The sequence below is a fragment of the Lysinibacillus sp. OL1 genome, assembly GCF_004332175.1.
Classification (GTDB): Bacteria; Bacillota; Bacilli; order Bacillales_A; family Planococcaceae; genus Lysinibacillus; species Lysinibacillus capsici.
The window spans coordinates 128,655-153,904 of the sequence record NZ_SJDS01000002.1; the positions used below are offsets into that span (position 1 = coordinate 128,655).

Here is a 25,250-nt window from a genome sequence, read left to right on the forward strand (position 1 = left end):
CTCCATCAAAGTATTGCCACTTGTCTCAACGAAATTCTTTAAGATTGTCCACCGTTGACAGACAATTGGTAATTTGCTAAGATGAAGGACAATAAAAGCATACAAATTCGTTGATGAGAAAGAGTAGTGTTTCACTTTGTTCTACAGAGAGCCGACATTTGGTGGAAGTCGGTGTGCAGGTGTTATATGAAAATCCTCTCTGAGAAGATTAGCTGAATGGAGTAAGCTAATCCGGGTGTCTACCGTTAAAAAGAACACGTATGATTGTACGTTGCTGAGTGCTATTGGCCATCGTGTCAATAGAATTAGGGTGGTATTCGCGGTTAACCCCGTCCCTTTTCCTTGGGACGGGGTTTTTTGTATGCCTTTTATACAAATTTACTTGTATAGGAGGAACTAATATGCAGAAAGAACAAAAGAAAGAAACAACGGTTGAACGAGAAATAAGGATTCGTACATTATGGGCGCAAGAAGGGACCTTTGCAAAATCCGTAATTAATCGTGCTGAACAGCAGCCCTTTGTATTTTATGAGGGACCCCCAACAGCGAATGGTTTACCACATGTCGGCCATGCATTTGGTAGAACCATAAAAGATGTGGTGGCACGTTATAAAACAATGCAAGGCTATTTAGTTGAACGCAAAGCAGGTTGGGATACACATGGGTTGCCTGTGGAATTAGGGGTAGAAAAGGCATTAGGAATCTCAGGAAAGCAGGAGATTGAGAACTATGGGGTGGAGCAATTTATTCAAGCATGTAAGAAGAGCGTTTTTACCTATGAGCAAAAATGGCGTACTTTTACAGAGCAGCTTGGCTACTGGCTTGACATGGATGATCCTTACTTAACATTAAGTAATGACTATATTGAATCTGTGTGGCATATTTTAAGCCATGTTCACAAGGAAAAACTGTTATACAAAGGACATCGCGTTTCACCTTATTGCCCTAGCTGTCAAACTTCCTTAAGCTCTCATGAAGTGGCACAGGGCTATAAGGATGTTAAGGATTTATCCGTTACTGCAATGTTTAAGCTAGAGGATCGAGACGAATATATCTTAGGCTGGACAACGACGCCTTGGACATTACCAGCCAATGTAGCCTTGGCTATGAATCCTGCTCTTCGATATGTCCGTGTAAGGCATGCAAACAACATCTATATACTAGCCAAATCGTTGTTATCAAAGGTTTTTACAGAGTCTGTAGAAATAGTAAGTGAGCATGATGGGCATGAGTTTGCGGGTGTTTCCTATCAACCACCATTTTCTTATGTAAAGGTAGATAAAGGGCATGCAGTTGTCATGGCAGATTATGTGACAGAGCATAGTGGAACAGGAATTGTACACATAGCACCTGCTTATGGAGAGGACGATTATAAAACGGTGCAGCAACATGGCTTGTCCTTTGTCAATGTAGTTGATCTTAAAGGCTGTTATACAGAAGCAGTACCTGAGCTTGTTGGACGATTTGTGAAAGATTGTGATGTCGATATCATTAAAATGCTTGCAGCAAAAGAGCTTTTATTTGCTAAAGAAAAATATGAGCATAGCTATCCGCATTGCTGGCGCTGTGATTCACCATTATTGTACTATGCAACAGATAGCTGGTTTATCAAAATGTCGGCATTAAAAGAGCAGCTTTTACAAAATAATCAGCAGGTGACATGGTACCCTAGCCATATTAAGGATGGACGATTTGGCAACTTCCTAGAAAACTTAGTGGATTGGAATATTAGTCGTAATCGTTATTGGGGAACACCACTCAATGTGTGGATTTGTCAGGATTGCAATCATGAGGAGGCACCTAACAGTGTTGCAGCGCTACAACAATTAGCCAAAGGAGCTGTCAAAGAACAATTAGAGCTCCATAAGCCATTTATAGATGCCATTGTCTGTACCTGTCCTGTCTGCCAGGGCGACATGAAACGTACACCTGAAGTTATCGATGTTTGGTTTGACAGTGGCTCGATGCCATTTGCCCAACAGCATTATCCTTTTGAAGACGTAGCGAACTTTCATCATCAGTTTCCAGCAGATGTGATCATTGAGGGCATCGACCAAACGCGAGGATTTTTCTATAGCTTATTAGCAGTATCGACCTTGTTTACAGGAAAACCACCTTATAAAAATGTGCTATCGTTAGGGCATGTACTCGATGAGCATGGACAGAAGATGTCCAAAAGTAAAGGCAATGCATTAGAGCCTGTTGAGTTAATCCAGGAGTATGGAGCAGATGCTCTACGTTGGGCATTTTTAGTTGATAGCTCACCATGGAATCCAAAGCGTTTTTCGAAGAAAATTGTCTTAGATGCGAAATCTAAGCTGGTGGATACACTCGACAATACGTTTAAATTTTATGACATGTATGCCCAGATCGATAACTTTACGTATGATGCTACAAATACAGGTACACGTTCACAGCTAGATCATTGGATATTGTCCCGCTTACATCACACTATCCAGCTTGTCATAACCTCTATGGATGATTATCAATTTACACAGGCTACAAGAGAAATTGGTCAATTGGTGGAGGAATTAAGCAATTGGTATATACGTCGTTCACGTGCTAGATTTTGGGCAAATGGAATGACAGCAGGTAAACGAGGTGCATTTAGCACACTTTACGAGGCACTGACATCCATTTGTCAATTAATAGCACCGTTTACACCATTTATAGCAGAGGATATCTACCGTCAACTATGTGGAAAAAGTGTTCATCTTGAGGAATATCCAATATTCGACGATCAGCTAGTGGATGTGAAGCTTGAACAAGAAATGGCAACGGTCTTAACAGTTGTGGAACTTGGACGTAGCATTCGCAATAGTCAGGGAATAAAGGTCAAGCAGCCTTTAAGTGAACTCATTGTTGCCCTAAAAGGTGAACTGTCGGATTACCAAGCCTATAGCGAACTCATTCAGGATGAGTTAAACATCAAAGCTTGTAGATGGACACATGATTTTTCAGCCTATGAAAGCGTGCATTATAAATTGAATTTTAAAACAGCGGGAGCGGCATTTGGTCCAAAGGTTCATCAAGTAAAAGAGTATGTGTTGGCATTAACAGAGGAAGAGAAACAAAGGCTACAACATCATGAAACTGTGGATCTCATGATGGACGGTCAACAGCTAACATTATTAAGAGAACATGTAATAGCTGAATCAATCGTCAAGGACCATTATATTTTAGCGGAGGATGGCACTTGCCGTGTCTTGATGAATGTTCAACTTACAGAGAGCTTACTACAAGAAGGGCAAATACGAGAATTGATTCGTACTATACAAGATGCACGAAAAAAATGGCAGCTACCAGTGGCGCAATATGTATCGATTGCCTTTAATGGTAGTGCAGGGGTACTTTTCATGATTCAGCAGCACGAAGCTTTATTACAAGAAAATGTATTAGTTAAAGCTATTCATTATGGTGAGCAATGGCCTCATGCAAAATCCATTGAGACGTCATTGTTTAATGAAAAGCTCACTTTATTTGTTACTCTATAAAAGAAAAGCTCAGGGTTACCTCCTGAGCTTTTTCTATGTACGTTAAAATAAGCCACTTGCGAGATAACATGCTGTTGCCCAAATAAAGACGGCGGAGCATTTATTAAATAGTCGCATCAATTTTCCAGAGCCGTCTAGTTTTTTGAACGAGGCGCCAGTCAATGTGAGACCGAAAAACCATAGCCAGGAAATGAACACACAAGCAACAGTGAACATTATTTGCTCGGTTCCACTATATTTTAATGCGCTTGTACCAATAACACCGATTGTATCTAAAATAGCATGTGGATTTAGAAGTGATACAGAGAGTGCGAAGAGAATTTGTTTTTTTATAGGCAATGCTTCGCTATTTTCAGTGTTTGCTGGATTTGAACGCCAAATGCTATAGCCCATGTAAAGTAAAAAAATGATACCAATAGTCATTAAAGTGATACGCAACCACTCAAACTGTAGAACTATTAATGACAGACCGAATACCGCAAGTAGAATAAGCAGTGTATCACAGATCGCAGCTGTCACACCTGCTGGCAAAGCACGTAATAAACTTGGTTGTGTAGCACCTTGTGAAAAAACAAAAACATTTTGTACGCCTAATGGCAAAATGAGTCCAAATGCTAAAATGATCCCATGAAGAAAAGCTTCCAATGACCATTCCTCCTTTCTTTACTTATTTTAGATATGGTATAACTAAAAGAAAACGACCAATTGGATGGTTTTTTATCCACCCAATTTTATTGCTTGGAAGGAGAAGGAACATGAGCTGGCAGCCGAATAGAAGAAGTGATAATACATTACAGCAGCAGATTGTACAGTGGATAACAGCCAATGTGGAGCGAGGAGACTGGGCAGCAGGGACAAAACTACCTACCCAAAGACAGCTGGCCATGCAGTTCGATGTGAATCGTAGCACAGTTCAGCAGGCTTTGGAAGAATTAAAAGCAATGGGCATTCTTGAAGCAAAGGTAGGCTCTGGTGTTTATGTTACGCACAATTCCTGGCATGCACTAATCCAACAAACACAGCCGAACTGGCAAACTTATATCGAAACAAGCATCCACAAGCCAAACTACCACACCATCCAATTAATTAATGAATACGAACAGCGTGAGGATGTAATTCGTTTAGGAACAGGAGAGCTAGCACCCAGCTTGTTGCCTACCGAGGAAATAGAAGCTTCACTGCGAGAGCTATCCTTTCAACCCAAAGCATTAGGCTACTCTTCGCCACAAGGCAATGAGCAGCTTCGTAAAGCTATTTGTAAATATGTTCAAAAAAGAGGCATTCCCGCTGAGCCTCAAAACGTCTGTATTGTTTCAGGTGCTCTTCAGGCACTTCAATTGATTGCTGTTGGCTTATTAGAGCAAGGGTCTATTGTGTTTCAGGAGCCCACCTCTTATTTAAATTCTGTTCACCCTTTTCAGTCGGTTGGCATGCAAATGATTAGCATTGATCGTGATGAACAGCTTGCTCAAACATTGGCGCAAAGGAAACGAAAGAAACAAGCCGTGTTTTATGCCATACCTACTTTACATAATCCAACAGGTCATGTGTGGACAACACGAGAAAAAGAGCAGCTATATGAAGCCTGTCAGGCATCACGCATTCCGATTGTAGAAGATGATGTTTATCATGAATTGCTTTTTGAAGAGGCATCACCACCGCTAAAGGCCATGGACAATAGCGGACAAGTTCTTTATATTGGTAGCGTCTCTAAAACCTTAAGCCCTGGGCTACGCATTGGCTGGCTCATTGGTCCAACCACTGTCATTGAGCGGTTAGCCGATATAAAAATGCAAACAGACTATGGCTCAAGTGCCATTTCTCAAGAAATTGTCCTACATTGGCTGCAATCAGGAAAATATGAAAAGCATCTCGCAGGATTACGTCAACAATTACAGGAGCGAGCCGATTTTACAGAACAGCTTTTAAAGGAGAAGTTTACAGATGTGGCGAATTGGAGCAAACCAAGAGGAGGCTTTTATATTTGGTTCAAGTTTCATGAGCCGCTTGTAGATAAAGACTTCTTTATGAAGCTGTTGCAGCAGCAAGTATTAATCAATCCCGGCTATATCTACGATCCACAAGATCTTCATCATATTCGTCTATCCTACGCCTATGCAACCTATGAAGAATTACAGGAAGGCTTACAAATCCTACATGAATGTGCGGTGGAGGCTATTGGACGAAAGAGTAAGTAAGGACTTGCCCTGAAGTTAGGGAAACGGTAGGAGGTTGCTCTAAATAGGTTGAGAAGTGATCAAACAACTGAAGAACCCGCTCCAAAATTAGCGAAAAGTGATCGATGTAGCAAGCTCCTCTCTCAATAAAGTATCTATGCTTAGTCAGCCAACCCACTAACAGAAAAGAAAGTGAATAATCCAAGCCGTGTATCCATACATTTTAGAAGAATAGAAGTATTTTATTTTGATTACAAACATAAAGAGGTGAATGATTGGAAAATTTGCCACCGGGTTATTTTCAGGTGCCTCAGCCTATTCGAGGTGATGGGGCTGGAGGGGTGGATAAAGGGCCACGGGATATTATGAGGGATCTCGAAAATCCTGATATGCTAGTGCCACCAACGACTGATGCGGGCTTGATTCCAAATTTACGATTCTCGTTTTCAGACACGCATATGACCTTAAATCAAGGTGGGTGGTCACGGGAAATTACGGTTCGTGAATTACCGATTGCTACGACTTTGGCAGGTGTGAATATGAGTTTGACACCAGGGGGCGTACGTGAGCTGCACTGGCATCAACAGGCAGAGTGGTCTTATATGCTGCTTGGTCATGCTCGCATTACGGCTGTTGATCAGAATGGTTGTAACTTTATAGCGGATGTGGGACCTGGTGATTTATGGTATTTTCCACCTGGCATTCCTCATTCCATTCAAGGACTTGAGGACGGCTGTGAATTTTTATTAGTATTTGATGATGGGCATTTCTCTGATCTGAATACACTGTCAATTTCGGATTGGTTTGCTCATACGCCAAAAGAAGTGTTATCAGCGAATTTTGGGGTTCCTATCAATGCTTTCGATCACATCCCGAATGAACAAGTATATATTTATCAGGATCAGGTTCCGGGGCCAATTGATTCTCAAAAAGTGCAATCTCCTTATGGGGAGGTTCCGCAAACCTTTAAACATCGTCTGTTGGCACAGCCACCATTAAAAACACCTGGAGGCAGTGTGCGCATTGTCGATTCGACTAATTTTCCAATTTCTAAAAATATCGCGGCTGCACTGGTGGAAATTGAGCCAGGGGCGATGCGGGAGTTGCATTGGCATCCTAACAACGATGAATGGCAATATTATCTGCAAGGAAAAGGACGTATGACAGTTTTCACAGGAAATGGAGCGGCTCGAACATTTGATTATCGGGCGGGAGATGTTGGCTATGTCCCATTTGCCACGGGGCATTATATTGAAAACACCGGAACAGAGCCATTATGGTTTTTAGAAATGTTTAAAAGTGATCGATTCCAGGATGTATCCTTAAATCAATGGATGGCGTTAACGCCGACAGAATTGGTGCAAAGTAATTTACAGGTCGGTCCTGAGCTGCTTGAGGCGCTCAGAAAAGAAAAATGGCCAGTTGTAAAATATCCTGGTTTTTCCTATTATCCGAAATAAAGAAAGCAGGTGAGAAGTTCTTCACCTGCTTTTAGTTTAATATTGATATTTTTTGCGTGTCATTAGCAAAATAGCGATAGCTGGTATTGTACAAATAAGCATGGCTGCGAAGGACAGACCTGGTGATATTTCGTATAAATAGCCACCTAAAAATGTAAGGATGGCGGTACTTAAGCCCATAGCTAATGCAGAGTATAAACCTTGTGCATTGGGGATTTGTTCCTTTGGTAGCGCTTTTGTTAAGTAGCGAATAAAGGCAAAATGGGCTAATGCAAAGGATAATGCGTGCAAGGTTTGGGAAGCGATAAATACCCAGACATTTGGGAACATAAAGATAAGTAACCAACGTAGGGAAGAGCCGCTCGCTGCTAAGAGTAATAAGGACGATGAGCGCCATTTCGTCAATAACGTATCAGCCTTCATAAAGTAAAGAATTTCGCAAATAACAGCGATATTAATAATCATACCCATATAGAATGGATCAACCTGTAAATCTTCTAAATAAATATAACCGTAGCTATAATAGGAGGCATGTGCACCCTGTAGCAAGATCACGATGAATAAAACAATCGGGAAGCCTTTGATAGTCCATAGTGTTTTCATCGACAATGATTTTGCACGCTGTTCTTTTGTTGGTACTACGAGTAATTCCTTTGGTGTTGCTAATTGTTGCATAAGTAACATGCCCACCAACCCTATAATCATGCTCCAAAAGATGATGTTCTTTCCAAAAATGCCTGTCAGCATACTAATAATTAAAACAGCGATGACAAAGCCAAATGAACCATAGGAACGGCTTTTACCATAATGAATATTGCCATACTGCACAAGCGTAGCGGCACTGCTTTCCACAGCAGGTAATAGCGCTGGGTAAAAAACACTAAATAAAATGGTCACGATTAATAATGCTGTAAAGCCTGAACTTGGAATATAGAGCAAGGCAGTTAGCAACGAGCCTATTGCTAAAATTGTAATGAGTCGTTTATTGTGTACGTATTTTGCAAGTGTTGGGAAGAAGAAGAGATTGGATGTGGCACGAGCTAGGAGCCCACAGCCCATCACTACACTTGCCTGCGAGACGGTTAGATGTTTCGCATCCACCAGCCAACCTGTCCAGTAGGGTAAGAAAATGCCCCAAGTGATAAAAAATGTAAAGAAATTCTGAGAAAGCCATCGTTGATTGTTCATATAATTTCCGTACCTCCATTAACTATGTTGAATAATAGCATGTTCATCGCTACAATAATGTGAGATATCTCATATTTTTTATAGGAGAGAGTAAAAAATGCATATTTTAACAGCTGAAGCCCGTACCCATTATCTTGAAAAATATCCGATCGATGATTTTTTCTCATTTGATATCAATCCCTATTTAGAAGTCCGCCAGTTTGACAAGGGGGAGTGGATCTTCCAGGAAGGCTCCTTTCCAGACACCGTGTATTACATGATAGAAGGAAAGGCGAAGCTCTATATGACACATAAAAATGGGAAGGTTTCACTTATTGAATACCTAGAGGCTCCTCTTTTTATGGGGGAAATTGAATTGTTAAATGAGGCTAGGTATACAAAGGGGATACAAACCGTCACCAAAACAATTTGCTATTCGATTACACAGTCATGTAAGGAGAAGTTACTTGCGGATGCTTTGTTTTTACGTAGACTTTGTGTATTTTTAGGGGAAAAAGCGACAAAAATGACATCTAAATATACACAAAATCAGGCCTATCCGCTGGAAAATCGCTTAGCAGCCTTTATCCAATTATCAGCCGACCAAGGTGTCTACAAGGAAAAACATACGGAAATCTGCGAATATTTAGGGGTCTCTTATCGCCATTTACTATATGTTTTGGCACAGTTTTGTGAAGAGAAGATATTGGAAAAGCGTAAGACAGGCTACCAAATTATTGATAAAAACCGTCTCGCACAGCTTGCACAGGAAATACTATGAAAACAACCATTCCATAAAGGTTGCCTATTAGTGCAGATCAGCTGAGGGAATTAATTCAATTTTATAAGTTATAAATTAAAAAGGATTTGACTTCTTTAAATGAAGTCAAATCCTTTTTTGTTGTATTCACTTTTTTTAATTAACCAGCGAGCGATATCCTTACCACTATGGTAAAAGTCCACTTCATTTACCTTGTTTTTTTGGATGGAGAGGTCAGGGATGTTTTCTAAAACGTCAAAAGGTAAAACACCGATACATAAATGATTATTTGTTGGAAAATCTCCTTGTTGCTTACTGCCACTTTGTATCGATTCACTATGCTTGTTCATTGAGTTTTGTGTCATATGGAATGCAAGTAGTTCTCCTTGTGCCAATGCTGTCCTTGATGAGTAACCAGTACTTTTCATTCAACATGCCCCCTTTTGTCGTTACAGTTATTGTACAAGACTAGGTGGGAAAATAGCCGTTATTTACAAGGCTTTTACAATAACTTTAAGGTTCATGGAAAATTTAGTGATTTGTAACCGTATTCATACCATTATGGGATAAAAACCATAGAAAACTGATATAAATTCTTTTTAAAAACTCATACTCAAACTATTGTGAATTTTTCTAACACGAAGTATTATTGTAATTAGATTTAACGTGAAAGTTTTCACAAAGTCGCGAAATCGTTAGGAGGAATTTTTAATGAGTGCAATTCGAGTAGGTATTGTAGGATATGGAAATTTAGGACGTGGTGTGGAGTATGCCATTTCACAAAATCCAGATATGGAATTAGTAGCAGTGTTCACACGACGTGATCCTTCAACAGTAAACGTAGCAAGCAATGCAAGCGTATATTTAGTAGATGACGCTGAAAAATTCCAAAACGACATTGATGTTATGATTTTATGTGGCGGTTCTGCAACAGATTTACCAGAGCAAGGTCCACATTTTGCACAATGGTTTAATACAATTGATAGCTTCGATACACATGCGAAAATTCCTGAATTTTTCGATGCTGTAGATGCAGCGGCACAAAAATCTGGTAAAGTATCTGTTATCTCAGTTGGTTGGGATCCAGGTCTATTCTCTTTAAATCGTCTACTTGGAGAATCGGTATTACCAGTTGGTACAACATATACATTCTGGGGCGATGGCCTAAGTCAGGGACATTCAGATGCTGTTCGTCGTATTGAAGGCGTAAAAAATGCTGTTCAATACACATTACCGATTAAAGAAGCGGTAGAACGAGTTCGTAACGGTGAAAACCCTGAACTAACAACACGTGAAAAACATGCACGTGAATGTTGGGTTGTATTAGAAGAAGGTGCAGATGCAACAAAGGTTGAACAAGAAATTGTCACAATGCCTAACTATTTCGATGAATATGACACAACAGTGAACTTCATTTCTGAAGATGAATTTAAAGCAAATCATACTGGTATGCCACATGGTGGTTTTGTCATTCGCAGTGGTGACAGTGGTGCAAACGATAAACAAATTCTCGAATTCTCATTAAAACTGGACAGTAATCCAAACTTTACATCTAGCGTATTAGTGGCTTATGCACGTGCAGCACACCGTTTAAGTCAAGCGGGTGATAAAGGTGCGAAAACAGTATTTGATATCCCATTCAGCCTACTTTCGCCAAAATCAGCTGCTGAATTACGTAAAGAATTACTATAAACGTAGCTAATAATCCCGATTATCATTGAGTTGATAATCGGGAATTTTTTTAAGCCTAATTTTTTGCTAAAGTAGGTTGCCAATGAAACGATTCATCTACATGTCTAATGCCAAATTCTAAGACTGCTTGATCAATAAAAATGGAGGCGTATTGTGTGGGAAAATGAAGTAATGCTTCCTTTATAGCAAGAATAGCCTTTCTAGTTGCCACTGTTAAATTTTCTTTCATAAATGGTACTAAGTCTTTTGGAATTGCAATAACCACATATCCATACTTCACTCAAATTCCTTCGCTCGGTAAAGCAGTTCCATTATAATCGGAACTCGTATAATCTCTATATTTAAAGGCGGTTCATTTAGCCACTTTCCTTCTAAATTTTAGTAATATAACAGGATACTAAAATTGGGAAGAAAATACCAACTGAATTCTACTTCCATCCCTCAAACAAAAAATGGGGATAAAATCTATAAAAATACATAAAAAATATGGTAAACTGTCAATAATTTAATAATCTGAATTTTTGTAGAAATTTTGTAACCTTACAAAATATGGAGGTTATGTTTATATGACAGCAGATATTATTATTCAATCAAAATGTATGGCCCCCAATCCATCGACGCATTGTATTAATAGAGCAACACTAATGCGAACGCTAAAGAAAAGTCATCATCATACTTGTACTTTCTTGCATAGTGGTGCAGGGTACGGTAAAACAACCATTCTAACTCAATTTCTTGCAACCGAATCAAGTACGTTTTCTTGGTATAGTATTTCTGATGAAGATGATAATTTATTACCCTTTTTGAGGCACCTCTTTTTTAGTATACAGCGCGTCGTACCGAAGTTTGGTCATACATTTGATGGGTGGAACCAATTATCGCGCTTTCCAAAAATGGATGAGCTCAATCGATGGTATAAGCTTTTTGTCAATTGCCTCTGCGATATAGACGAGCCTCTTCTCATCGTGATTGACGACTTTCACCTAGTAGATCATGTTTTTCCTATTAATTATTTCATGGAAAAAATCATTGAATTTGCTCCACCCAGCATTCATTTTATTTTGGCTTCCAGAACACTACCCAATTGGGATATTATGAGGAAATTAAAGCTACAAAAAAGATGGCTCGTTATAAAAGAGGACGAACTGGCATTTTCAACTGAGGAGATTGCGGTGTTTTTTGAAGAATATGTAGATGTACATTTATCCGAGGCTGAAATGAAAAAAGTATTAGAGATCACTGAAGGCTGGGTCATTAGCATTTCCTTATTGGCAGAGCAATGGCATCATGCTTCGCTAGATCATTGGCTGACGATTCCCACAAATGAGCTATTCACATATTTATCAGAGGAAGTTTATAGTAGGATGACTGCTACTGAGCAGGAGACGATCTTAAAATTAGCGATTTTTCCTACCTTTTCTGCGGAGCTATTGAAAGCGTTTTATGGCGCTGAGATTGCGCAAATGCTGAATGTATTAACTCAGCGTCATTTATTTATCCAACCTGTGACAACAGATGGCTTCTATCGTTTTCATGCATTGTTTAGTCGATTTTTAGAAATGAAATGGCGACAGTATCCAACACAACATGCGGACCTTCATAAACAAGCAGCATTGTATTATGTAGAACTTCAAAATATTCAAGCTGTCCTGTATCATGCCTTTAAAACGAATGATCATCATTTTTGCGGAGAGCTCCTACAGCTTCATGCAGAATCAATCGTACGGGCTGGTCAATTTGAATGGTTGCTCGAAAAAATCAATCGATTTAGTGCACAGGAAAAAGATAAATTTTATAAATTAAATTATTTTGAGGGTGAATGTCATCGCTACCGAGCTTATTATGAGAAAGCGAAACAATCCTATGAAAAATGTGCAATCCTCGCACAGCAGCAGCGGGATCACCTATTTATGACAAAGTCACAAGCTGGGATAGCCCATATTTACTTAGACACCATTCAACCTGCTTTAGCAGAGCCATATCTCGAGAAAGCATTAGAGCTAGCGAAACATACACCATTGCGCAAAGAGGAATTACTAGAACTTCAACGGCAATACGCTGAAAATTTAGTGAATCTAGGGAAGGCCAAGGGTGCACAGCTCTTTATGGAGGACGTCGCATTGCCAGAGGATGTCATACAGCGAGCAAATGTTGATGTACGTGTTTTACTACGAACAGGACAACTACGGGAGGCCAAGGAGTTATTAGCGCAGCGACTTGAATTACCGCCTCAGCTTGTTTCAACCCATCGAGAAAGTGAACTGCTGGCAGCTTTCGTTTATGCACTGTTAGGTCAAGGCAAAGAAGCCTGGTATGCTGCCCAGCATGGTATTCGAAGAGGATTAAAAGAGAAGTCTATTTTCATAGAGGCGGTTGGCTATATCAGAAAGGCTCATGCTCTGCTGTTAATGGATTTCCCAGATCATTATGGGGCATGTCAAGCCTATGAAAAAGCGTTGACCCTCATGAATGCCATTAATATTTCTCGTGTGAAGGCGGAGCCATATATGGGGTTAGCCATTGTCAAACATTTGTTAGGAGATATGGTAGCGGCTAAGAAATACTTAGCACTGGGCTTACAGGAAACGGAGCAAGTTCAAGATGCTTGGATGACAGCGCTTATTCTTTTAGCAGAAGTAAAAATAATACTTTCTGAGCAAGAAATAGGGAGAGCGAAGCAATTATTAAAGAAGACACAGCAACTATTTCAGGAGTGCGGTGATCGCAATGGCTTGATGCATGTCTTATTTTATCAATCAATGATTGCCCTGAAAGAGTGTAATAAGAAGCCGTTTCAACAGTATTTTCAACAGTTTGCACAACTATGTGTCTCAAATGGCTATGAATACTTCTTACAAAGGCCAACGATACTTGGTCCGAGCAATCGAATGGTTTTTTACGAGCTATTGCAATTTAGTCAAAAATGCCAGATGGAGCATCCAGCTATATTAGCATTGCAAAATCATTTTCAGGTCGAGGATAGTATTAGTTATCCGCATGATGAAATACAGATGAATCTTTTCGGGAGTTTAAATTTAATTCGTACACAACGAAAGCTAGAAGACAAAGAATGGCAACGTGATAAATCAAAGGAATTATTCGTATATCTCTATTGCCATCGCCATCGCTTTACACCAAAGGAAGAAATAGCACAGGCATTATGGCCAGATCGTAGTGTCGAGTCCTTGGATCGTGATTTTAAGGTGGTGTTAAATACGTTACTTAAAGTGTTGGAGCCGCAACGACATGCAAGACAAGAGAGTTTTTTCATTCAGCGGAAAAATAATATGTATCAGTTACAAAATATTGCTTTTCTCCAAATTGATGTTGAACGTTTTCACTATTATTACAGCTTAGGAATCGACGAATTTGATCCACAGCTGTCCAATGAGTGGCTCTTATTAGCGGAAGCGAGCTATACGGATGCGCTCTATGCGGAAAAAAAGCAAATCGACTGGCTTACACAGGACCGTGAAAAGCTACAATTTTTATATATAGAAGTTTTGGAACGATTGGCACAAAATGCAACAAGACAACAGCAATATAAAAAAGCCATTTTTTTCGCAGAAAAGATGCTACGCGAGGATGCACTCTGGGAAGAAGCGTATCGCCTGCTCATGTACAGCCACTACCAGCTCCAAAATCGTTCCCTGGCCTTAAAATGGTATGAAAAATGTGTCCAGCAATTACAACAGGAGCTTAACACAACCCCGATGGAATCCACCATGACGGTCTATGACTTGATAATGGGTTAGTCAGTGTTGTTTAGGCTAAGCGAAGTGATTCGAACTGCTCCTAAGTAATATGAAAGTGTTCCTATTGAGGGGAGGCCCGCTCCTAAGAGTAGACAAAGCGCTCTAATTAAGGGAATAGCCGCTCATAAACCATGTCAACTCGCTCCAACAGTGGCGTAGTCTAATATAAACTAGAAAAAAATGTAACCTATATGGAGGAACAACAATGCCATTTTGTCAGACAAGTAAAGCGAATATTTACTATGAAATGATTGGAACAGGGGTACCTATCATCATGCTTCATGGTTTTTCTCCTGATCATCGTTTGATGAAGGGCTGTATGGAGCCTGTATTTAAAGAACGTGAAGGATGGAAACGTATTTATGTGGATCTTCCCGGAATGGGGAAGACAACAGACTATTCATCGATTCAGAACTCGGATGAAATGCTAGAAGCGATTATCGAATTGATACACACAATTATTCCGCAAGAGTCATACTTGTTAGTTGGTGAATCTTATGGCGGCTATTTAGCGCGCGGTATTATGAGGAAATCAGTGGATCAACTTTTAGGTACTGCCTTTATTTGTCCTCTCATCATTCCTGAAAAAGAACAACGTACAGTACCACCGCATTGTATTGTACAAGCAGATACGGCTTTTTTATCAACATTAAGTCAGCAGGAGCAAGATGATTTTATGGCTAATCAAGTTGTCTTAGATGCCTATAATTGGGAGCGTTATTCAACAGAGGTGTTGGCAGGGTGTAATCTAGCGGATCAGGCATTTTTAGAAAAAATTCAGCAAAGCTACGGATTTTCCTTTGCCGTTGACGAAAAGCCCTTTGATAAGCCAAGTCTCTTTTTGCTTGGTAAACAAGATTCTGTGGTTGGCTACAAGGACGCGTTTTCACTTCTAGGGAAGTTTCCCAGAGCAAGCTTTGCCATTTTAGATAGAGCAGGTCACAATTTGCAGATCGAGCAACCTGAATTGTTTACCGAGCTGATGAATGAATGGTTGAATCGTGTAGAGGGAGCGATGGATTAAAGTGATACTTGCAAATGATAAATTATTTTTAAGAGAATTCAGGCAGCAAGACTGGGTTGATGTGCATAAATATGCCTCCCAAGAGATTGTTTGTAGGTATCAAACATGGGGTCCGAATTCAGAAGAGGATACAAAAGAATTCATTCAGGATGCCCTCGCTGAAGCGACACAAACACCAAGAGAACGATATGTTTTTGCTATTATTCATCAAGAAACATTAATAGGTGCGGTAGAAATAATGATTAAGGATTTTACAAATAAAGTCGGGGAAATTGGCTATATTGTAAACCCTGATTATTGGGGTAAGGGAGTAGCGACGCTGAGTGCTAAATTATTGATCACTTTCGGCTTTGAAACATTAAAGCTCCATCGTATTTATGCAACCTGCGACCCTCGAAATATTGGATCATCCAAAGTATTAGAGAAAATAGGAATGTCAAAGGAAGGAATATTACGTGAAAACATGTTAATGAAAGATGGCGTTTGGCGAGATTCATTATTGTATAGTATGTTGAAACAGGAATGGTCATCATGAAGGGTACGATTAAAAGTCATCTTTATTTAGGGGTATAAAGCTATGCAGAAGGAAAAGAGCAATAAGAATCCGATGTATCAATGCAATCAAATGCAGTAGGGAATGAGAAATGAATTATAAGAAAAAATAGATGTGGACTCTAAAAAGCAAGAATGTTGATTTCTAAACATTCTTGCTTTTTGTTTTAAGAAATGTTGTTTTAGTTGCTATTCTGCTTCGTTTCATTTTCGGGACAGAGCTAGGTGGCTCATATTTGAGCCATCTAGCTTGTAACTAATCTGTAACTGGACTTTTATATAGTGTTGTCATAGCAAGAAAGCGCTTTCTAGGGAGCTTATTTTGAAGGGGGATATGGGATGAGGAAGCAGTGGTATTGGTTTCTTTTAGTGATGTTGGCTGTGGTGTTGGTGGCTTGTAATGGGGATACGAAAGACGGCGCAACGGAAGCGGATTCTTCTGATGGGGAGACGAAGGCGGTTACTGCGGAAGGCGGCACAATTAAGATTGGTGTGCTTGCATCGTTAACTGGGGCGCTTGAGTCATATGGGAAGCAGACGCAGCGAGGATTTGATTTAGGAATTGAGTATGCAACAGGCGGCACGATGGAGGTCAATGGTAAGAAAATAGAAATTGTATATGAGGATACCGAAACAAAGCCCGAGGTGGCTGTACAAAAAGCGACAAAGCTTTTAGAAGATGATCAGGTTGATTTTTTAGTCGGCTCTTCAAGCTCGGGTGATACGCTCGCTGTTCTACCGCTTGCCGAGGAGTATGAAAAAATTATGGTGGTAGAGCCTGCAGTGGCTGACAGTATTACAGGTTCAGAGTTCAATGAGTATATTTTCCGAACAGGTCGTAATTCATCACAGGATGCCTATGCAGCGGCAGCGGCTATTGCAGGCAAAGGTGTGAAGATTGCTACATTTGCGCCAGATTATTCGTTTGGCTGGGATGGTGTGAATGCCTTTAAAACAGCAGCGGAGAAATTAGGGGCTGAAATTGTACTAGAGGAATATGCAGATCCTGCTGCAACAGATTTTACGTCCAATTTGCAAAAAGTGATTGATACGAAGCCAGACTATTTGTTTGTGGTTTGGGCGGGGACAAATTCACCATGGAATCAAATTGCAGATCTTAAAATTCAAGAAAAGGGCATTAAAATTTCGACGGGTGCGCCGGATATTATTGCGCTTCAATTTATGAACCCATTGGTTGGGATGGAAGGCTTCTCGGTGTATTATCATACACTTCCTCAAAATGATGTCAATAAATGGCTAGTAGATGAACATCAAAAACGTTTCAATGAAGTGCCCGACTTATTTACGCCTGGCGGCATGTCTGCGGCGATTGCTATTGTGGAGGCATTGAAACAATCGGATGGGGATGCAGACGCCAACAAGTTAATTGACGTTATGGAAGGTATGTCCTTTGAAACACCAAAAGGGACGATGACATTCCGTGAAGAGGATCACCAGGCTCTCCAATCGATGTATTCGATTCGCTTAGAGCAACAAGATGGTGTGGATTATCCAGTACCAGTACTTATTCGGGAGCTTAGTCCTGAAGAGACAGCACCTCCCGTTATGAATTAAAGAATTGAGAGGCAGCATAGCTGTCTCTCTACATAAATGTGAGAAGGAAGGGAGTAGAGAATGGAGCCTATATTATATACAGATAATTTAACAATTCGTTTTGGGGGACATACGGCTGTAGATGGCGTTAATTTTCAAATGCCTGAGAAGCATTTAAAGTCCATTATTGGGCCGAATGGTGCTGGGAAAACAACCTTCTTTAATTTGATTAGTGGTGAGCTAAAGCCAACTGCGGGTGATGTTTATTTTAAAGGGCAATCACTTGCACAAAAGTCGGCCATTGAAAGAACTCGAATGGGATTGGGACGATCTTTTCAGATTACCAATGTTTTTCCAAACTTAACGGTTCTCGAAAATGTTCGTTTAGCTGTTCAATCCAAGGAGAGAATTCGTTATCAGCTATTCCGCCATTACAAAAGCTATCAGGCGATGACGGACAAAGCGGAGGAGTTATTGGCACTTGTGTTACTCGACAATAAACGAGATGCCCTGACAACAATGCTATCCCATGGAGAGAAAAGAAAGCTTGAGATTGCCATGCTACTCGCGTTAGATACAGAAATTCTACTGCTCGATGAACCAACTGCAGGGATGTCATTAGAAGAAGTACCTACGATTTTAGAAATTATTCGAAGCATAAAACAGCAGGGGGATAAAACCATTTTGCTCATTGAACACAAAATGGATATGATTTTGGATTTATCGGATTCTATTATGGTGTTGTTCAATGGTCAGCTATTGGCAGATGGCTCACCAGAAGAAATTATGAATAATGATACTGTGCAACATGCATATTTAGGAGGGCTGTATGATGACCACCTTACTGACATTAAATGAGGTTCACACGCACATTGGTCAATATCATATTTTGCAGGGCGTTAATTTTGAAGCGAAGGAGGGGCAGGTTACTGTACTGCTCGGACGCAATGGCGCAGGGAAAACGACCACCCTGAAAACAATAATGGGTTTAACGCCTGCAACAAAGGGTGACATTGCCTTTTGCTCCCAATCGATTAAAAAAAGTCCTACCTATAAGGTGGCGAAATTAGGAATCGGCTATGTACCTGAAAATCAAGGGATTTTTGCAGATTTAACGGTAGAGGAAAACATGAAGGTAGCGATGCGCAAGGAGGATACAGCCACATTAGAGCGACAGCAATATGTGCTAGAGCTGTTTCCTGACTTAAAGAAGTTTTGGAAAAAGGCTGGTGGGCATTTATCCGGTGGTCAAAAGCAAATGCTGTCCATGGCTAGAGCCTTTATCCATGATAGCCAATTAATATTGATAGATGAGCCTTCCAAGGGACTTGCTCCGATAGTTGTGGAAAAAGTGATGGAAGCAATTGTGGAAATGAAAAAGAAAACGTCCATTGTGCTAGTGGAGCAAAACTTTATAATGGCTAGTCGAATTGGTGATACCTATACATTAATCGATGATGGTAGAACTGTAAATTCGGGCAATATGCAGGATTTGATTGATGATGAAGAGCTAAAACGCAAGTATCTTGGCATTGGATAGAGGGGGGTGACTATCATTGGAGCTATTGGTCAATTTAATCATTAATGGCTTGGCCACTGGGATGTTAATTTTTCTGCTAGCAGCTGGTTTGACATTAATTTTCGGTTTAATGGATGTATTGAATTTTGCGCATGGTGGGCTATTTGTTTGGGGGGCCTATGCGGGCATCTTTACCTATATGTTGACAGAAAGTTTTATCGTTGGGATTATAGGCGCGATTGTGACTGGAGCGTTGCTTGGACTGCTGACAGAGAAATTCATTATTACGCCTGTTTACGGCAATCATATTCAGCAAATATTAATTACCTTAGGGCTGATGCTCGTTTTGCAGGAGCTTATTAAGGTGGTCTTTGGACCAAATGGGGTGGCAGTAAAAACACCAAGTTATTTAGCAGGTAGCTGGGAAATTGGTGATGTGATCATCATTAAATATCGTTTATTTATTATTGTCATAGGGTTTGTGATTTTTGGTATTTTCCAATACATGCTGAAGCGCACGAAGATTGGCTTGATCGTTCGGGCTGGGGTGCAGGATAAGGAAATGGCGCAGGCTCTCGGTATTCATATTAAGCGTGTATTTTTATACGTCTTTATGGTGGGCGCTGCTCTGGCGGCACTTAGTGGCATGTTGATGGCTCCCTATTCAGGTGTGATTTATGCGGAAATGGGCATGGAGTATGCCATATTAGGCTTTATTGTTGTGGTAATTGGCGGTATGGGTAGTTTTTCCGGCTCCTTGCTTGCAGCGATTTTAGTAGGGCTAGCAGGTAGCTTTATGGCTTATTATGTCCCTGTGCTGTCACTGGCGGTCAATATGATTTTAATGGCCATCGTTTTAATTTTCCGTCCTCAGGGGCTGTTTGCGATGCGAAAGGAGCGGACATCATGAACAACAAAATATCTTTACGCGCTTTCGCTTTTATCCTGTTACTTGTCATTTTTATTATCCTTCCTTTTGTCAATGATTCAAGGACACTACTTATTTTACTCACACAAATCTTTATTTTTGGGATATTGGCAATGAGCTATGATATTTTACTAGGCTATACAGGCATCGTCTCCTTTGGGCACGCCATGTTCTTCGGCATTGGTGCCTACACAACAGCAGTCATGCTTAAGCAGATGGATCACACACTCTTGATCTTTGTACTGTCCATCGTGATTGGTATGGTACTAGCAGGCATCATTAGCTTTTTAGTAGGTTTATTAACCTTACGCTTAAAAAGTCATTTTTTTGCGATGCTGACACTAGCCTTTTCGGGGTTATTTTTAGTCTTAGCTGAAAAGTGGCGCTCTGTTACGTATGGCAATGATGGCTTTACATTCAGAGCACCTGATCTATTTAGAGATCGAATGACCTTCTATTTCTTTGTGCTAGCAAGCTTGGTGGTCATCTTTTTGGCGCTCTACCGCTTTGTTAATTCACCAACAGGCCGTATTTTAATTGCCGTTCGTGAAAATGAACAGCGGACGAAATCATTAGGCTTTAATACGTTGCACTATAAAGTCATTGCCTCAGTTGTGGCAGGCATTGTAGCAAGTTTTGCTGGCTCCTTATATGCAGTGTCATTGCGCTTCGTTAACACGAGTGTGATGGCCATGGATATTACGCTGGATGCGTTGTTAATGACGATTATCGGTGGAGTGGGTACTTTAGTGGGGCCGTTATTAGGCTCGGCGGTCATTGAATATGCGCAACATGCACTGTCGGGGCTTGCACGAGATTATCCTATTTTCGAACGTTGGATTATCTTCTTCGGGATTCTCTATATTTTAGCCGTTATCTTCTTCCCAAAAGGTATTATTGGCTCATTAAGATTGCTCTATTGGAAGTGGCGAGGAAGGCTAAAGCAACGAAAAACGACAGGTCCCTTGCCTCATGAAAAGGAGCGATTTGAATGACAGTTGGTATTGTTAGTACAGGTATTTATCTACCTCAACAGAAGATGGCGTCGCAGGAAATTGCGGCTCTTTCCAATATTCCTGAGGCCATTATCCGTCAAAAAATGGGCATTCATGAAAAGCCAATCCCTGATAAGTCTGATCATACCGTGCAAATGGGTATATGGGCAGCACAGGAGGCAATTCAAAAAGCGAATATAGACCCTAAGGATATTGATGTAGTCATCTATATGGGGGAGGAACATAAGGAATATCCACTCTGGACAGCCTCCATTAAAATGCAGGAGGAGCTTGGTGCAGTTAATGCATGGGCATTTGATGTGCAATTACGCTGCGGCACTACAATCATGGCGCTGAAAGTGGCGAAAAGCCTAATGGCCTCAGATGACACGATACGAACCATTCTGTTAGCAGGTGGTTATCGCAATGTTGATTTTATCGATTACAGCAATCCACGAACGCGCTTTATGTACAATTTAGCGGCTGGTGGAGGGGCCATGTTATTACAAAAAAACTATGAAAAAAATTTGCTACTAGAGGCAGATATTATAACGGATGGTTCTTTCTCAGAGGATGTAGTTGTGCCAGTTGGGGGAACGAAAAATCCATTAACCCCAACCCATTTAACCGAAAATTTATATAAGCTTGACGTTTTGGACCCCATTGGGATGAAGGAGCGGCTAGAACAAAAATCTTTAAGCAATTTTTTGAAGGTCATTCGCAGTTCTTTAGCGAAAAGTGGATACAGTGACGATCAGCTAAACTATTTAGCGATGTTGCATATGAAAAGATCTGCACATGATTATATTTTAACGGAGCTTGGCTTACAGCAGGAGCAGTCTATTTATTTGCAAGACTATGGACATATTGGCCAGATTGATCAAATTTTGTCTCTACAGCTAGCGCAGGAGCAAAATCAAATTCAAGCAGGCGATATTGTGACCCTTGTTAGTGCTGGCATTGGCTATGTATGGGGAGCTATCACAATACGTTGGGGATAAGGGGGAAATGGCATGGTAAAAACGATTCAACTAGCAAATGGAGAAACAATGGCCTATCGTAAGCGATCAGGTGGAGATTATCCTTTAGTGTTGGTACATGGCAATATGACATCTTCTAAGCATTGGGATATTCTGATGGATGCATTAGACGAGAAATACACCATTTACGCGATAGATTTACGTGGTTTTGGTGAATCATCCTATCTTAAGCCAATCACTGCTATTAAAGATTTTAGTGATGATCTCAAGCTATTTGTGGATGCACTGCAACTGCAAAGCTTTGATATGATTGGCTGGTCAACAGGTGGAGCTGTCTGTATGCAGTTTGCAACAAATTATCCTGGACACTGTCAACGGCTAATTTTACTTGCGTCTGCTTCTACACGTGGCTATCCATTTTACACGGATTTAGGAACAGGTAATCCAGCCTCCTTTAAACGAGCCTATCATTATGAGGAGGTATTGGTGGATACATCCAAAACAAAGCTTATTCAAGGCTTCTACGATGAAAAAAATGCGGAGGGCTTACAGTCTATATGGAATGCATTAATTTATACGCATCATCGACCAAACGAGGGAAAATATCGAGAATATGTAGAGGATATGCTTACACAGCGCAATTTAGCAGAAGTATATCATGCACTCAATACATTTAATATAAGCGCTGTTGACAATGAGGTGACAAAAGGCTCTCGGGAGGCCATGTTGCTTCATATCCCAATTCTAGTGCTACGAGGGGATCGTGATTTGGTGATTACAGAGGAAATGAATGCAGAGTTATTACATGATTTAGGCAAAACAGCACAGTTTGTAAGCCTAAAAGATTGTGGGCATTCGCCTTTGATCGATGATTTAGCACAATTGACAGCTGAAATTGAAGCCTTTTTAGAAATTGGAGGAAGACAGTATGCGTTTGAACAATAAAGTAGCTATCATTACAGGCGCTGCAAATGGTATTGGCTATGCGGCTGCTGAGCGTTTTATCGAGGAGGGGGCATGGGTATTTATCGCCGATTATGACGATAAAGCAGGCATTCTAGCAGCACAACAACTAGGCGAAAATGCTGTATTTATACAAGTAGATGTTGCAAGTAGAGAGAGCGTTAATCAGCTGGTGACGGCAGTGATCGAACAGGCAGGACGGATTGATATTTTAGTGAATAATGCGGGGATTACACAAGACGCCATGCTGACAAAAATGACGGAGGAACAATTTCAGCAGGTGCTAGATGTCAATTTGACAGGTGTCTTCCATTGTACACAGGAGGTCATTCCCTATATGGTGGCAGCAGGTGGAGGCAAAATTATAAATACATCCTCAGTTAGTGGAGTATATGGCAATGTTGGTCAAACCAATTATGCAGCGACAAAAGCAGCGATTGTAGGTATGACAAAAACATGGGCGAAGGAATTAGGGCGTAAGGGGATTAATGTTAATGCAGTGGCACCTGGCTTTACAGAAACAGATATGGTCAAAAAAATGCCTGAAAATATTTTGGCTCAAATGCGATCAATCGTCCCCCTACAACGCCTAGGGACACCACGTGATATTGCCAATGCCTATTTATTTTTAGCATCTGATGAGGCCTCCTATGTTCATGGGCATACTCTGCATGTGGATGGCGCAATTATGATGTGATAGGGGGTAGTCAAGATGTTTGTTGAGCAAGAATGGATTTTAAAACGTGCAGCTTTAACTCCTCACCACATCGCCTTGATTAATTTAACTTCAAAGGAACAATGGACCTACCAGCAATTATCTGAGGAAATCGGCAAATGGAGTCAATTTTTCGAACGGCAGCAGCTACAAAAAGGAAGTAGAGTCGCTGTTTTTGCGAAAAATCATATCCAATTGTTTGCTGTTTTATTTGCCTGTGGGCTACGTGGGCTCATTTATGTACCGTTAAATTGGCGCTTAAGCAAGGAGGAGCTAACACAAATTTTGGAGGATGCGACTCCTGCTATCCTATTATACGAAGAGGATAGTCATTGTCCCTTAGTTTTAGAAAAAATGTTTTCACTTCATGTTAGCCAGCATGAGAAGGAGATACAACCAAGTAGGCAAGACGTGGACGTGGATGTGGATGATCCATGGTTAATGATTTATACAGGAGGCACGACGGGTCAGCCAAAGGGGGTAGTGCTATCCTTTCAGTCGGTCAATTGGAATGCCATGAATACTATTATTAGCTGGGGTTTACATGCTCAAGATCGGACATTAAATTATATGCCGATGTTTCATACTGGTGGCTTAAATGCTTTATGCATTCCCTTACTGATGGCGGGAGGAACGGTCATTATTGGCGATAAATTTGATGCAGAAGAGGCACTACAAGCAACGAACCAATATCAAACGACAATTTCTCTTTTTGTGCCAACTATGTATCAAGCAATGATTGCTACGAAGTATTTTCTGGAAAATCAATTTCCTTCCATGAAGGTATTTTTATCTGGCGGTGCCCCGTGCCCTCATCCTATTTACGATGCTTTTTATAATAAGGGATTATTTTTTAAAGAGGGATATGGTTTAACAGAAGCAGGACCCAATAATTTTTATATTGACAGAGAGCGTGCCTATGCAAAAAAGGGGGCTGTCGGGAAAAGCATGCAATTCAATGAAGCTAAAATCATCAATCATACAGGAAAAAGTTGTGCACCTGGAGAAGTAGGAGAGCTATTGGTAAGAGGGAAGCATATGTTTCGCTTTTACTGGAATAACAAGCAAGAAACTGCCAATATCCTGCAAGATGGCTGGTTGAAAACAGGGGATTTAGCGATGATGGATGCGGAAGGTGATTTTTATATTGTTGGGCGTAGAAAAGAAATGATAATTTCAGGTGGTGAAAATATCTATCCTCAGGAAGTAGAACAATGTCTACTACGGCATCCAGATGTGCGAGAGGTGGCCGTGATTGGTGTAGGTGATGATTATTGGGGTGAGATCGTGACAGCTTTTATTGTTTGTCCCCACCAAGTAGCCTCTCTATTAGATGATCTTAATGAGCTATGTCATCACCAATTAGGACGTTATAAGATTCCAAAACAAATGATTTTCTTAGACGAACTACCGAAAACAAGCGTTGGTAAAATCGATAAAAAGGCATTGTATAGGCTTGTCGACTCATCTATCTGTTAAGTATGATGAGAAGGAAGAAACGCTCGTCTTTCTAAA

General features: G+C 40.5%; 21 protein-coding genes and 1 other annotated feature. Of the genes, 17 read left to right on the forward strand and 4 right to left on the reverse strand.

Annotated features, from left to right (window positions below; translation table 11 throughout):
- Positions 1-101 precede the first annotated feature (101 nt).
- Positions 102-340 (forward strand) — a binding site (T-box leader).
- A 61-nt stretch (positions 341-401) separates the two neighbouring features.
- Positions 402-3,494 carry an isoleucine--tRNA ligase gene (gene ileS / locus EW028_RS05035; RefSeq protein ID WP_131520125.1) on the forward strand — a complete coding sequence of 1,031 codons (3,093 nt, stop codon included), beginning with the start codon at positions 402-404 and terminating at the stop codon, positions 3,492-3,494.
- 42 nt (positions 3,495-3,536) lie between these two features.
- Here ileS and EW028_RS05040 read toward each other — a convergent pair whose 3' ends face one another.
- On the reverse strand, positions 3,537-4,139 hold the full coding sequence (locus EW028_RS05040; RefSeq protein WP_054550253.1) for a LysE/ArgO family amino acid transporter: 603 nt from the start codon (positions 4,137-4,139) through the stop codon (positions 3,537-3,539).
- A gap of 110 nt (positions 4,140-4,249) precedes the next feature.
- On the opposite strand from EW028_RS05040, the gene EW028_RS05045 reads away from it, so the two are divergent.
- Positions 4,250-5,692, forward strand: a complete 1,443-nt coding sequence (locus tag EW028_RS05045) for an aminotransferase-like domain-containing protein (protein WP_131520126.1) — start codon at positions 4,250-4,252, stop codon at positions 5,690-5,692.
- Between the two features lie 254 nt (positions 5,693-5,946).
- On the forward strand, positions 5,947-7,131 hold the full coding sequence (locus EW028_RS05050; protein WP_131520127.1) for an oxalate decarboxylase family bicupin: 1,185 nt from the start codon (positions 5,947-5,949) through the stop codon (positions 7,129-7,131).
- Positions 7,132-7,167: 36 nt separating this feature from the next.
- Here the strand turns inward: EW028_RS05050 and EW028_RS05055 are convergent, their stop codons facing one another.
- Complete coding sequence (locus EW028_RS05055; RefSeq protein WP_131520128.1) at positions 7,168-8,319, reverse strand: MFS transporter; 1,152 nt, start codon at positions 8,317-8,319, stop codon at positions 7,168-7,170.
- Between the two features lie 97 nt (positions 8,320-8,416).
- Here EW028_RS05055 and yeiL point away from each other — a divergent pair, with 97 nt between their 5' ends.
- Positions 8,417-9,079: a transcriptional regulator YeiL gene (gene yeiL / locus EW028_RS05060; RefSeq protein WP_131520129.1), complete on the forward strand. Its 663-nt coding sequence runs from the start codon at positions 8,417-8,419 to the stop codon at positions 9,077-9,079.
- Positions 9,080-9,174: 95 nt separating this feature from the next.
- Here yeiL and EW028_RS05065 read toward each other — a convergent pair whose 3' ends face one another.
- Positions 9,175-9,486: a hypothetical protein gene (locus tag EW028_RS05065; protein WP_131520130.1), complete on the reverse strand. Its 312-nt coding sequence runs from the start codon at positions 9,484-9,486 to the stop codon at positions 9,175-9,177.
- A gap of 283 nt (positions 9,487-9,769) precedes the next feature.
- On the opposite strand from EW028_RS05065, the gene EW028_RS05070 reads away from it, so the two are divergent.
- The gene (locus tag EW028_RS05070; RefSeq protein WP_009371727.1) at positions 9,770-10,750 is read left to right on the forward strand and encodes a diaminopimelate dehydrogenase; all 981 of its coding nucleotides are present in this window, start codon (positions 9,770-9,772) and stop codon (positions 10,748-10,750) included.
- A gap of 55 nt (positions 10,751-10,805) precedes the next feature.
- On the opposite strand, the gene EW028_RS05075 is transcribed toward EW028_RS05070, so the two are convergent.
- Positions 10,806-11,030: a hypothetical protein gene (locus EW028_RS05075; protein WP_131520131.1), complete on the reverse strand. Its 225-nt coding sequence runs from the start codon at positions 11,028-11,030 to the stop codon at positions 10,806-10,808.
- Between the two features lie 286 nt (positions 11,031-11,316).
- Here EW028_RS05075 and EW028_RS05080 point away from each other — a divergent pair, with 286 nt between their 5' ends.
- The 12 genes from EW028_RS05080 (at position 11,317) to EW028_RS05135 (ending at position 25,214) form a co-directional block, all read left to right on the forward strand.
- Complete coding sequence (locus EW028_RS05080; RefSeq protein ID WP_131520132.1) at positions 11,317-14,505, forward strand: winged helix-turn-helix domain-containing protein; 3,189 nt, start codon at positions 11,317-11,319, stop codon at positions 14,503-14,505.
- A gap of 205 nt (positions 14,506-14,710) precedes the next feature.
- Positions 14,711-15,529 (forward strand): alpha/beta fold hydrolase, encoded by an 819-nt coding sequence (locus EW028_RS05085; protein WP_131520133.1) that lies wholly within the window; start codon positions 14,711-14,713, stop codon positions 15,527-15,529.
- Between the two features lies 1 nt (position 15,530).
- Positions 15,531-16,064, forward strand: coding sequence for a GNAT family N-acetyltransferase (locus EW028_RS05090; RefSeq protein ID WP_131520134.1), 534 nt, complete (start codon positions 15,531-15,533; stop codon positions 16,062-16,064).
- A 356-nt stretch (positions 16,065-16,420) separates the two neighbouring features.
- Positions 16,421-17,656, forward strand: a complete 1,236-nt coding sequence (locus EW028_RS05095) for a substrate-binding domain-containing protein (RefSeq protein WP_131520135.1) — start codon at positions 16,421-16,423, stop codon at positions 17,654-17,656.
- 60 nt (positions 17,657-17,716) lie between these two features.
- Positions 17,717-18,493, forward strand: coding sequence for an ABC transporter ATP-binding protein (locus EW028_RS05100; protein ID WP_131520136.1), 777 nt, complete (start codon positions 17,717-17,719; stop codon positions 18,491-18,493).
- Complete coding sequence (locus EW028_RS05105) at positions 18,468-19,175, forward strand: ABC transporter ATP-binding protein (protein WP_131520137.1); 708 nt, start codon at positions 18,468-18,470, stop codon at positions 19,173-19,175. The genes EW028_RS05100 and EW028_RS05105 overlap by 26 nt, the downstream gene beginning before the upstream one ends.
- Before the next feature lie 16 nt (positions 19,176-19,191).
- On the forward strand, positions 19,192-20,064 hold the full coding sequence (locus EW028_RS05110; RefSeq protein ID WP_004227888.1) for a branched-chain amino acid ABC transporter permease: 873 nt from the start codon (positions 19,192-19,194) through the stop codon (positions 20,062-20,064).
- Complete coding sequence (locus EW028_RS05115) at positions 20,061-21,077, forward strand: branched-chain amino acid ABC transporter permease (protein ID WP_131520138.1); 1,017 nt, start codon at positions 20,061-20,063, stop codon at positions 21,075-21,077. Before EW028_RS05110 ends, EW028_RS05115 begins: the two co-directional genes overlap by 4 nt.
- A complete protein-coding gene (locus tag EW028_RS05120) occupies positions 21,074-22,078 on the forward strand; it encodes a 3-oxoacyl-ACP synthase (protein WP_131520139.1) in 1,005 nt (334 codons plus the stop codon). The genes EW028_RS05115 and EW028_RS05120 overlap by 4 nt, the downstream gene beginning before the upstream one ends.
- Positions 22,079-22,090: 12 nt before the next feature.
- Positions 22,091-23,002 (forward strand): intracellular short-chain-length polyhydroxyalkanoate depolymerase, encoded by a 912-nt coding sequence (gene phaZ, locus EW028_RS05125; RefSeq protein ID WP_131520140.1) that lies wholly within the window; start codon positions 22,091-22,093, stop codon positions 23,000-23,002.
- Positions 22,986-23,717, forward strand: coding sequence for a 3-oxoacyl-ACP reductase FabG (gene fabG, locus EW028_RS05130; RefSeq protein ID WP_131520141.1), 732 nt, complete (start codon positions 22,986-22,988; stop codon positions 23,715-23,717). Before phaZ ends, fabG begins: the two co-directional genes overlap by 17 nt.
- A 15-nt stretch (positions 23,718-23,732) precedes the next feature.
- Complete coding sequence (locus EW028_RS05135; protein WP_131520142.1) at positions 23,733-25,214, forward strand: class I adenylate-forming enzyme family protein; 1,482 nt, start codon at positions 23,733-23,735, stop codon at positions 25,212-25,214.
- The last annotated feature ends 36 nt before the right edge of the window (positions 25,215-25,250 follow it).